This window comes from Phocaeicola coprophilus DSM 18228 = JCM 13818 (assembly GCF_000157915.1).
Classification (GTDB): domain Bacteria; phylum Bacteroidota; class Bacteroidia; order Bacteroidales; family Bacteroidaceae; genus Phocaeicola; species Phocaeicola coprophilus.
The window spans coordinates 57,715-69,101 of the sequence record NZ_EQ973628.1 but is presented as its reverse complement, the minus strand read 5'-3'; the positions used below and the strand labels follow the sequence as shown (position 1 = coordinate 69,101).

Annotated in this window: 10 protein-coding genes; 4 read left to right on the top strand and 6 right to left on the bottom strand. The window is 39.6% G+C overall.

Annotated features, from left to right (window positions below):
* Nucleotides 1–195: 195 nt before the first annotated feature.
* A complete protein-coding gene (locus BACCOPRO_RS00245) occupies nt 196–630 on the bottom strand; it encodes a hypothetical protein (RefSeq protein WP_008139775.1) in 435 nt (144 codons plus the stop codon).
* A 366-nt stretch (nt 631–996) separates the two neighbouring features.
* Here BACCOPRO_RS00245 and BACCOPRO_RS00240 point away from each other — a divergent pair, with 366 nt between their 5' ends.
* Complete coding sequence (locus tag BACCOPRO_RS00240) at nt 997–2,097, top strand: acyltransferase (protein WP_008139771.1); 1,101 nt, start codon at nt 997–999, stop codon at nt 2,095–2,097.
* A gap of 64 nt (nt 2,098–2,161) precedes the next feature.
* On the opposite strand, the gene BACCOPRO_RS00235 is transcribed toward BACCOPRO_RS00240, so the two are convergent.
* The 4 genes from BACCOPRO_RS00235 to BACCOPRO_RS00225 all read right to left on the bottom strand — a co-directional run bounded on the left by BACCOPRO_RS00235 (nt 2,162) and on the right by BACCOPRO_RS00225 (nt 6,536).
* Nucleotides 2,162–3,799 carry a CARDB domain-containing protein gene (locus BACCOPRO_RS00235; protein ID WP_008139769.1) on the bottom strand — a complete coding sequence of 546 codons (1,638 nt, stop codon included), beginning with the start codon at nt 3,797–3,799 and terminating at the stop codon, nt 2,162–2,164.
* A gap of 107 nt (nt 3,800–3,906) precedes the next feature.
* Nucleotides 3,907–4,602, bottom strand: coding sequence for a glycoside hydrolase family 97 catalytic domain-containing protein (locus BACCOPRO_RS18400; protein ID WP_008139767.1), 696 nt, complete (start codon nt 4,600–4,602; stop codon nt 3,907–3,909).
* Entirely contained in the window at nt 4,574–5,746 is a 1,173-nt protein-coding gene (locus tag BACCOPRO_RS18395; protein WP_258460149.1) for a glycoside hydrolase family 97 N-terminal domain-containing protein, read from the bottom strand. The genes BACCOPRO_RS18400 and BACCOPRO_RS18395 overlap by 29 nt, the downstream gene beginning before the upstream one ends.
* Before the next feature lie 505 nt (nt 5,747–6,251).
* On the bottom strand, nt 6,252–6,536 hold the full coding sequence (locus BACCOPRO_RS00225) for a hypothetical protein (protein ID WP_008139764.1): 285 nt from the start codon (nt 6,534–6,536) through the stop codon (nt 6,252–6,254).
* A gap of 110 nt (nt 6,537–6,646) precedes the next feature.
* Here BACCOPRO_RS00225 and BACCOPRO_RS00220 point away from each other — a divergent pair, with 110 nt between their 5' ends.
* Both BACCOPRO_RS00220 and BACCOPRO_RS00215 read left to right on the top strand, forming a co-directional pair.
* The gene (locus tag BACCOPRO_RS00220) at nt 6,647–8,149 is read left to right on the top strand and encodes an FEKKY domain-containing protein (protein WP_008139762.1); all 1,503 of its coding nucleotides are present in this window, start codon (nt 6,647–6,649) and stop codon (nt 8,147–8,149) included.
* Nucleotides 8,150–8,439: 290 nt separating this feature from the next.
* Complete coding sequence (locus BACCOPRO_RS00215; RefSeq protein ID WP_156315642.1) at nt 8,440–9,513, top strand: DUF4377 domain-containing protein; 1,074 nt, start codon at nt 8,440–8,442, stop codon at nt 9,511–9,513.
* A gap of 289 nt (nt 9,514–9,802) precedes the next feature.
* Here BACCOPRO_RS00215 and BACCOPRO_RS00210 read toward each other — a convergent pair whose 3' ends face one another.
* A complete protein-coding gene (locus tag BACCOPRO_RS00210) occupies nt 9,803–10,039 on the bottom strand; it encodes a hypothetical protein (RefSeq protein WP_008139758.1) in 237 nt (78 codons plus the stop codon).
* Between the two features lie 572 nt (nt 10,040–10,611).
* Here BACCOPRO_RS00210 and BACCOPRO_RS00205 point away from each other — a divergent pair.
* Nucleotides 10,612–11,387, top strand: a 776-nt coding sequence (locus tag BACCOPRO_RS00205; RefSeq protein ID WP_008139754.1) for a sigma-54-dependent transcriptional regulator, incomplete at its 3' end; no start/stop codon positions are given.

Sequence of the window (11,387 nt, the reverse complement as noted above, 5' to 3'; positions counted from 1 at the left end):
GTTACTTTCTAACCCAGGAATGAGACTGGCCGAAAAAAAGCTGCATCTACCAGTTCCTGAGGCAGATGCAGCTACACGATAAATAAACCAAAAAATTAATTATCTTAAAAATGAAAACAAGAATGAGTCTCTTTTTATGTTATATTCAATAAACAAAGACACACGCAAATTGTTCACACAATGTTCTTAAAAATCTTATTTTCCAATGAAATAGACAGGCTGTCCGTCGAGTAAACAATTTAAACGGTTACCTCCCATGGATATATTGTCCATATACGAGTAATCACCGGGGCCATAAGTCAGCCGGATACTGGTATACATACTGTTGAACCAGTCCCATGTGAAGTTGTACACACTTTCCTGTATGTATCCGTGGCGGTCCTGTGTATACAGATAATCTTCTCCCGTATTGTTTCCGTAAAATCTGAGTTCCTGATAATAATAAGTCCCATAATCATCATACCATTCGTCAGACCAGGGACGGCTGCACAGGTAGTCTGTATTTTCACGATATGCATCTGTACCGACACCTATCTCTACTCCTACATAATCACATGCCTGAAAAGCAAACGCGAAAGTGATCAGCATCAACATCCCGCATATCATTCTATAACTTTTTCCTCGTTTCATGGTTTCCTGTATTGTGAGGACTTTGTGTCCTCTGGTTTTCGATGAAGCAAAGATAGACAAGGAATCCGAGACTCCCGAATGATTTTTCCTATGTTTCCGGGGGAATATTCCTATCTGTAATAGGGAAAAACTTCAAGATGCTGGTTCACAGTGTATAATAATGATCAGATCCGGAAGATGAGGAGAACAAAAAAAGCCAAAGGCAGATGAATGATGATCTTAAAAGCCATAAGTCATACCAATAACTTTTGCAGGTTAGTTATCTTTTTCCTAGTTTTGCAAAGTAAAGATGAAACACATCACTTTATAAACTTTACTTGGGGAAATTAAAATTGAATATTTGATATCAGATTAAATCTTACACCAATGAAAAACTCTAATAGAATCGTATTCATCGATTATGTTCGTGTTATTGCCTGTTTTCTTGTGATGCTGGTACATGCCAGTGAGAATTTTTATTGTATATCGGCAGATACAACTATGCTGGCTAATGAAAGCAACCGTTTCTGGGTGGCCTTTTATGATGGCGCATTGGGGCGAATGAGCGTGCCATTGTTCATGGTGGTCAGTGCATTCCTGCTGGTACCGGTCAAACCCAATGTATCCATGAGCGATTTTTACAAGCATAGATTCAAGCGCATCATTCCGCCTCTTGTATTTTTCATGTTAATTTACTGTTTCCTGCCTTTGGCCTGGGGACAGATGACCTGGGAACAGTCCTGGCAGGATTTCAGACTTTTGCCATTTACGTTTCCTTCCATGGCCGGCCATTTGTGGTTTATGTATCCGCTCATTTCACTGTATCTCATCATTCCGGTAGTTTCACCGTGGCTGGAACGCGCTTCGGCCAAAGAAGAACGTCTTTTTCTCATCTTCTTTATGTTGTCTACTCTTGTTCCCTGGCTGACCCGGTTTGTCAGTTCTAATTTATGGGGAACCTGTTTCTGGAATCCTTATTTTGGAATGTTCTATTATTGTTCAGGTTATCTGGGCTATTTGGTTATGGCCCATTATATACGCGTGCATCTGAAATGGGACCGGGCCAAACGCCTGAAAGTCGGTATAGGCTCGTTTGTTGCCGGTGCAGCATTTACAGCGTGGTCAGCCTGGCACGCAGGAGTTCCAGGCATTGTCATGCAGACACCCAGCTATGAATGGTCATGGGAATTCTGTACTCCGAATGTTTTGCTTGCTACTTTTGGAGCCTTCCTGATGTTCACCTGCATTAAAAGACAAGAAGCACATCCTTGGATCACAGGTATTTCAAAACTGACCTTTGGCATGTATCTGATGCATATTCTGTTTCTTTCCAACATTGCGCCTTTATTTATGCCGGAAGGCCCGGCACAACCTGTTCTTCCGGTTGCAGTCACTATTCCCTGCATGGCAGTATTGTGTTTTGTCTGTTGTGTGGTAACTACCAAGCTAATCAGTCTGATTCCCGGAAGCAAATGGATTATCGGCTAGAATTTGAAAAACCCTCGTTTCACCGGTTATTATTTCAGTGAAACGAGGGCTTTTTAAGTTCTGCTTAATTCTCCTGTTTGCTGGAGATCTGGAATGATGTACGTTCTATTTCTTTTTTATTACCAGATAAAACGACTTCATAAGCAGTCTGGGGCTTCTGTTGCTGTAAGTTTTTCAGCGAAAGTTCCTTTTCCTCATAAGGCTGTAAAGAACCGACATTTCCTTTAGCTATTGTCTTTCCGGAGCAGATGATTTCGATTTCTGCAGGCTGGGATGCAGAAAGTCCGAAGTTTGTAACTTTCACTTTCAATGTATTCTTTTCGGCATCATATACCGGACAACCAGCTGACAATATGGAAGGAGAATAATCCACATAAGGAAGATCTGCATATCCGTATAACAGTTCACCGTTGGTCTTACGGCCAATCAGCTTCGGTGCAAATTCATCAGCAGTAATGCCACTCCCCTTTCCGTTGAACACAACAATCAGATCTTTTCCGTCTTTCCGTGTCTTTACGGCTTTACATCCTCTGCCAAAATTAACCTCCGTAAATGAGCCAAAACGAAGAGATCTTACATCAACATCGGTGTGCGGATTGAATCCCGGTTCCGCCTTTATCCGAAGTTCGATGCGTCTGGTAGAAGGGGTGATCGGTTCCTTATTCAATACAGACAATAACAAGCCTTTATTCAAAGGGATGCAAATATTTTTTGAAGAATGTTTGTCTCCGGGCAAATCTTCCCATTTGATTGTGTCAATTACGGCAAAGTTCATCTGTACAGCTCTTCCCAGACTGTCCTGGAATACTTTTGCGCGCTCATACTTGAACCATTTTTCCACTTCCCCATCCTTATGGTAAGAAATTCCGGGCATATAGGCCTCCCCTTGTTCTGTCACCCAGTGCAAGCCATCCTTGGAACGCTGGTAATATGCGATACGTCCCAGCCAGTCATTTACAATGAGATGATATTGAAGGCTGTCTTTCCATACTACAGGATCCTCAAAACGTCCGTCTATATCAGGATATACCCTTTTCCCTGTTATCTGCCGGTAAGCCGAAAGTCCGTCTTTACTGATCCAGACCCCTCCTCCCCGGCATATCATTAAATATGAATTGTCTGGACGGCGTGCGAAGGTCAGGTTCGATAACCCTTCAATAATATTTCTGCCACGCTGGTCGAATTCAAATTGCTGGTAGGTCCAGATTGGGCTGTTCTCATTTTCTGCAATATAATACCCGCCCGTCACGTAAATTACGATTCTGCCGTCGGCTAAGCGGAAAGCTTCGGGATTATGTCCTTTTCCAACAGAATTCTGTATGACATACGGGCCCGACAAAGTCTCTCCTACTGCATGGAATACAGTTGAATTCGGCCAGAACATATGTCCCTTAGGCGAACTTTCCGGCCATCCGCAGACATAAAGATGATACTTTCCATCTGCTGATTGCAGGATGTTTCCTCCCCAAAACGACATACCGTCAACCTCTATCCCATTATTGACATATCGGTTCTGAACGCACTGGGTTCCCCAAAGATGGTTTGATTTTATTCCGTCCGGCATTGGAAGAAACCGGTCTATAAAGCGGGCTCCCTCAACAAGCTGATCCCATTCTGACGGGCGCGGGCGTTCTGTAATCTGTGCACCGGCTGAAGCGCAGAAGGTGCATATAACAAAAAGAAAAGAATAAATTTTTTTCATATTCTATGATAAATGATTGAATAGGAATTCATGTATTTCTCTGTTGATTCTGTTTCAGATCCGTTCAAATCTGGCTAAATACCCGCCTCCGGACTGCAACTTTATATTTAAAGACTTTTTATTGTTTTAGTATCCATCAAGATTTCTTTTCTACCTTTGTCATAAGCTATGACCATTTTATATTTACCCTCAGGCAGAAAATTCAGATTTAACGATACGGATTTTTCCTGTTCGCCATTTAATACCGACAAATACCATATATCACCTTTTTTTCTGGCGATTGCTGCAAGATTTCCAATCTTGCTCTCAGGCAAGACATAGTTCTCATCCCATACCACAGGAACTTCTTCTATAAATCTTCGTCCGGGACATTTCAGCATATCCTCCATATCTGCAGCCAATATAAGCATCGGAGAAGTAAACATGTAAATTGAAGCCAGCTGATGGGTAAATGTTACGGCTTCCGGACAGAAAGCTCTGAAGTTAAGCGGAGTATAATCAGCAGGACCGGCCAGCCAGCGTGTAAAAGGCAGAACCGTATTATGGAATGGCCACGCAGGTCCGGGTGCCCAACTGCTTTCACCGCCTACACATTCCAGTCCTCTTACCGCCTCTTTAGCCAATAAGTTAGGATATTTGAATGACTCACCGGCCGGTTTGTTTACGCCATGAAATATTACCATCAGTTTTTCTTTGGCTGCATCTTTCAGGATTTCTTCCATCAATCTGACCGTAAAAAGATTTTCCGTGTGGAAAAAGTCTATCTTCAAGCCTTTAACACCTATTTCGGCACACTTCGCCATAAAGCTTGCTCTCTTCCGGATCAACCAGACCTATATCACTTCTATTTCCATAGCGCGGTGAAGACGGGCGCCATACCCAGATATTGACATTTTTACTGTCTGCATACTCAACAAGTTCCTTCAGCATGGCCCATTTGTCACGTCCGTTAGCTTCTTTTTCTGTCTGAGCCCAGTTTTCCCATCCGTCATCTACTACGACAGACTCTATTCCAAGCTCGGCACATCCGTCTATATATTTTTTGTGATTGGCAACGCTCAGACGTTCAACCCCTCCTTCGGTCAGCCATGTAAATACAGCTCTTCCCGGTTTTATCCATTCGTTGCTGTCTGAAAAAAGAGCGTTATCAGGCTTGTCACAGACCTGCGAAATGATTTTGTTGTTTACCAGGCCATTCAGGTCGTCAGCCAACATCAGAACTCTCCAGGGAGTCTTGATCTCATTCTTGTCAGGGTAAGCTATCCAGGGATTATTTCTTACAGCTTCATGCCAATATTTGGCAGGAGGCAAACCGGTTTCAATGCCTGTTTCGATATGGCCTTTATTGTCGGCATAACCAAATTGTATTTTGTTGGGGGCCGTACAATACATGACTGCCCCATGAAAATTAAACAGGTTAGCTTCCGTGATCGCCGCATATATTCCCTCTTGAGTCAGGAACGTAGCGGGAGGAGCAAGGAGTTCTCCTTCGATGCTGTCAGTTTTACGTTCCTGATAAATCTGATGCCATCCATACTGAAACGGTCCACTTGCATACCATGCAGTTGTGTTTGACGGGAAAACAAAAGAAGTGCTTTCTCCATAGACACATTTAGGCCCATTGGCCGGTATCCGGTATCTGAATGCGATACCATCATCAAATTCTCTGATATCTACATAGAATGAGTTATGAACTCCATTGGCCAGGTAACTTCTGATTGATTCATCAGAGGATTCCGTCTCAGAAAAAGATTTAATATTTTTACCATACGGACAGTTGTTCATGATGATTCCCAAAGATGAGTTTTCTATAACGGGACGATCGTTATAGGAAACATTAAACATTAATTCGTTCTGTTGCAGGAAGACATTCATTCTTGATTTCTGGGCAAAAACAGAGCCTGAAGCAAGAAGAAACAAAGATGCACAATAAAATATACATTTCATATTATTAGAGTTATGTCAATACTGAATTCAAGCAGATTATGCAACCATATTGAATTCCAGGTTTATTCGTTTTTCAGTACATATTCCCAACCTTTCTGTCCGGAGTCAAGTGTACTTCTTGTCTCCGTCATTCTTATTATTCCGTTCTTTTTCTCGTTAGCCGTTGAAGTGTTTCTTTATTTTACTTATAAATCTGATTATATTTACTGCTCTTGTTGGCGGGCCGGCTTCTTTCCCTTCCAACAAGTGGATCCATATGAAGTAATTTAAATAATGCCTATATATTTATTCTTTGGAGCCAGATTTCAAAAGATGCCGCAAAAGTAATGATTTATTTGGAAAAACATATATTAATCCATACTTTCTCAACAAACTGTTATTCAAGAATAGTAAGTTTATACATCACATTCATAATTTTATACATCTATCTAGGTTTCATGATGTGATACTTTCCCTATTTAAGTCATAAAAGCGACTCTGTAAATAAAAAAACTGATTAAAGAATCTATAATAAATAGAGAATACAACCCAGAAGAAAAACGAATAAGAAACACACTGCAATGATTATTTTGGTTTTGAACAGATTGTCATTGTCCATGTCGGTTTTTTCTTTTGTCTTTCTTTGGATTTCTTCCACTTCTTCTGCCGAAATTTCAGGCAGTTTTGTGCCCTTACCAATTTTCGAGAGTCTGGTACGGGTCTCTTTTATGCGTTCTCTGCCCAATTTCCTGAGTTCACGGTTTTCTTTATCCCGCCTTTGCATATCATTGATACAACCTAAAGTTCCCATAGTCAAGTGATTTAGTTTCTACTAAAATACGAAAAGGTTTTGTAAAATAAAATACTTTTCGTATTTTTAAGGAGCATTATCTTGTTCTTAAAGCAAACAGGCCTATGTGTATGAGAATTTTAGTGATCGCCATTTTACTTTCGCTTGTCGGTTTACCTGTGAAAGCTACGGGACAATCAGGCGACATAATCCGCCTGGAAGGAGAAGAATGGGATTTGATGGCAAAGCCCATAGGATACGATTCTCTGCTATATATGCGGATGAAAGATTTTTTTCCGGAAAATATTAATTGGTCTACGGGCAATTATAGCGGCTATACTGCTTTCTGGGAGATACGTGACGGATATCTTTGCCTGCAACGGGTAGAAGCGGATATCTACGATGAAGTCAGTAAAAAGGAATCTACACGGGTGTATGAAGTGAAGGAGTTGCAGCCGCTCTTTGCAGCCTATTTTCAGGCGGGAATGATTCAAGCCCGCTGGTTCAGTGGGGAGCTTCGGGCCGGAAAAGGAGATCTGGTGAGATACGTGCATGATGGGTTCAACCGTAACATGGAAACGGAACGGGTGCTGACTCTCCGGAACGGCAAAGTGCTGAAAACGCAGACTTATCATAATTACCGGAGAACCGGACTGAATCTGATGAAAGCACAGGGAGAAATCGAGCGTAGGTTTCCCTGGAAGCGGTTTCCTGAATACCGGGGAGAACGGATTGTTTTTACGATAAGTGATTTCCAGACGACGGAAGACGGGCGCTTCGTGGATTGTGACGTGCATTCTGTCTTTATACGTTCTTTACGGGAAAAGACAGACGACGGAACTCATCCGCTGGTTCTTGCTCTCAAAGAAACGCTTAGATCCATTTATCCATGGGAGGTACTTTTTGTCAACGGGAAGCACACTATAGAATTTCAGTATTTTACTATGCCGCTGAAAGAAGATATAACGCATAATGAGGGTGATTCTGCAAGATATACAATTGTCGGTCGGGTGTATGGTGAATCTGTCCGTCAACGCCCTCCTTATGATGTGGTACATGATGTGCTGGTTGGTTCCAATCTGAGCATGGCAGGACAGCCGTTTCTGGGATGGCTGACAGATTCCACCGGCTGCTTCCGGATAAAGGGACTGGAGGCTGGAACTTATCATCTGAAAGCTGAATATGTGGGACTGGCCCCTTGTGATACGGTAATAACCCTTCCTTTACCACATAATGACACGTTGCGGATGGTGCTTCCTTTATGGTATGATCATATTTTGAAATATGACTGTTCACCGGAGCTGTCGAAAGAAAACATCGTCAAAGGACGTCCCCAATTGCGCCTGGTAATACCGGAAGGACAGGAACAGAAAATCCGTACACACTTTTTCTGGAAGATGTACGGTGTGAGCTATGACGCTTTTTATCCATTGAAGAAAGATGGAACACTGGACTGTTATCTGGGTGTTCCCAATCATATATTGACAGCTTATAATCGGGTGGTTTTTGATTATCTGGATATGAAATTTGGCAATTCATGGCGTAAGGTGGCTCCGAAAGGAATATTTGGTCTGGATAAATCTTTAGATGAATCTTGTGATGATAATACAATGAGGAAAAAGACTTTATTCTGACAATAAGTTTGATTTCTTTAACATTTTTGCATAGTGGTTTATCAGCCATTGAGTGTTATAGTGTATATGGTCATATTTCACAGATCTAATTTTTTACCTTAAAAGTAGATTATAGTAACTATATGTACACAAAAATAAGCATTGATTATGAAGATTAAGACTTTAACAGGACTATTACTTTTATTCCTATGCTCAATCAGCATTGCCAGTTGTAAAAAAGAAGATGTTCTTACAGACAAAATAAAGATCATCTAAATGTACGTATCAAATGAAACGGATTCTTATACCCCGTGGGCAGTGAAAATCCGGTAGAATGTATGTTGGTGAAGGAAGAAAACATGTCTGAATACTCAAAAGTAGCCATGAATGGAATCCTTGGGTTCAATTATGAGAAAGGACATGAGTATGTTTTGAAAATAGAAAAAACAATCCTTGCGAAGCCAGCCAATGATATCAGATATAAGCTTCTGGAAATAATTAACGATAATGTAGTCAAAACTACTTTGGTATGGGATACTTTCATTGATGACAGTAAAGAAGATGAAATAGATATTAGCAGCAAATATAATGGAGTTCAAGGTTGGTGGGATATTGCAAACACGCCGTATATATATGTCGGAGCTGTATTTCCCGAAAATTCCTTTGCTACTTCTTTTGATAAGGAAATAACAGGCAAGAAGCAATCTATAAATCTCTGTTTTGATTTTACGGAGCCTTATATTGCGATGATGAATGATGTCAGACAAAATGAATATAATAAGATAATTAAGGAAGTAATAAGGTCGAAAGAATATCAGAATTTCAAATATCCGACCAGACCATATATCGCAAAACTGACAGAATTGAAAAGTCTTGAGAATGTAGAATTATATATCGATGATAATGAGAATTTTGCGAGTATTCTGAAGAAAATGGGTAATAAAGAATTTGATATAAACAACACGGTAAGTCTTTGTCTGGGCAAAGTCATTTTCAAAGGTTTTACCGTTTCAATGGATATACCAGAAAAAGGAATATTCGTTGAAAATCCGACTAATAAAGATAATCTTGTTTATCTACGTACACTGACCTATGGTACCAGTGCCTATTTCTTAATAGCAAGTAAATATCCTTATAATGAAATCGTTTCTTCCTTGAAAGGTCCTTTTGTAAAGAAACAGGAAAACGAGGAGGTTCTGAATAATTCACAAATTATTCTTCTCACTATTTCTGATATAAGACAAACAGCCGATATCAGTAATTCGTTTGAAGCTTTGCAAAATTATCTGAATAATCCATTCATGAGTGGTGAAACGTATGGATATCCGATCTTTTGTAAAGGGATGTACGTAAAAGACAACAGTACGTTTATACCTGGTAAATAAGCATTAGTGAAGAGAATAACTTCCTGATATAGATATCTTACTCGCAACATTAAAAACAATTTAGGAAAGGCAAATGAACTGCCTTAGGAAAGTTCAGGAATAGCGGACTTCTGGAGTATGCTTCAAAGATTCCAGACTTCAGGTAAGCAGATCTGATTCACCATTATGTCCTACCTAAATCTGCCCAGTGGCCTTTCTGACTTATGCCATTGACATTATGAATGGAAAGCAGGAAAAGAAGGTAAAAGTAAACCGATCAAAGGTCCTGTACTTTGATTATGTCGTATAATTAATACAGAAAGATTGACGCAAATAGAAAAAATAAGGAAAGAACATTGTTTCGGATATGAAAATCAGCAGAATATTTTACCCATCCTTTTGGAATATTATGAGCAGGATAATCCTTAATAGATACATTAGAAAAAATGTCATTAAGGATATCTATCGCTTTGGCATAATTTCCAGCCTTTCCTGGACCTGTAGGAGAAAAAGATGAAGTGTAATTTATGAAACCTTGTTTGTCCATACTAATAATCAGTTATTTACATTTGCTGTATCCCATAAACGAAAAGATTAACCAGCATGAGATATAATGAAAGTCGTTCCGGAAAAGACATATTCAGCAAAGAAGGCAGCACGCTACCTGGAAAAGCCGCTGGCTTTCCTGAAGATACCTGATAAGGCACAAACTCCGACTGAAAGTGTAAGGTCACTTGGCGCTTCTCCTCCGCAGTACCTTTGCATATAAGAAACGATTCCGATTATGATGCTCCAATGTTTTCCTAATATTCAGTATTCAAAGATTTCTGAAGAGCATAGTATCCGTTTTCAGACAAGGTACCGATAACCAGTAGCCAATACTAGAGACTTTAAATTTAAAAACTACGTAATTTTAAAGGCTATATCTTTAAAGGAATTGATAATAACTTTGATGATTCATTCGTATGACTATTTTTGAATAGATCATTGATATAAAGCGGTAATCCAGATACTTATAAGGGTATAAGCATCTGGATTTGTTAGATAACAAATATTTTTATATCTAATAAAATCGTATCTTTGTATTTAACAATAGATTTATAAATAAATAATCAATATATGGTACAAATTCTATTAATAGATGACGAAGAACCTATCCGTAAATTATTAGCTCGAATTATAGAATTAGAAGGTTATAAAGTATCAACTGCAAGTTGTTGTAGTGATGCCTTACAGCAATTACGCAAACAACAATATGATGTTATTCTATGTGATGTGTTTTTGCCTGATGGTAATGGAGTTGACTTTATTTTTGATATAAAAAAATACTCCAATGATGCTGCAATAATATTATTGACCGCGCATGGAAATATTCAAGATGGAGTACAGGCTATTAAAAATGGAGCTTTTGACTACATTACCAAAGGAGACGATAACCGTAAGATTATCCCTACTATAAATCGTGCTGTTGATGAAACTGAAAAAAAGAAAGGTAAAAAAACTACCTCTGTAGCATACTCTTTTGACTCTATTGTTGGAAAATCAAACGAGCTTAAACAGGCTATAACACTGGCGCAGAAAGTTTCCAGAACTGATGCTGCAGTATTATTAACAGGAGAAACAGGTACAGGGAAAGAGGTATTTGCGCATGCTATTCATCAAGCCAGTCAAAGAGCATCACAACCTATTGTAGATATAAACTGTTCTGCTTTTAGTAAAGACCTGTTGGAAAGTGAACTGTTTGGCTATAAGGCTGGTGCATTTACAGGTGCATTAAAGGATAAAAAAGGATTATTTGAAGTTGCGAACCACGGAACCATCTTCTTAGATGAAATAGGAGAAATGGCATTTGAACTTCAGGCAAGACTTTTACGTGTTCTGGAAACTGGAGAATA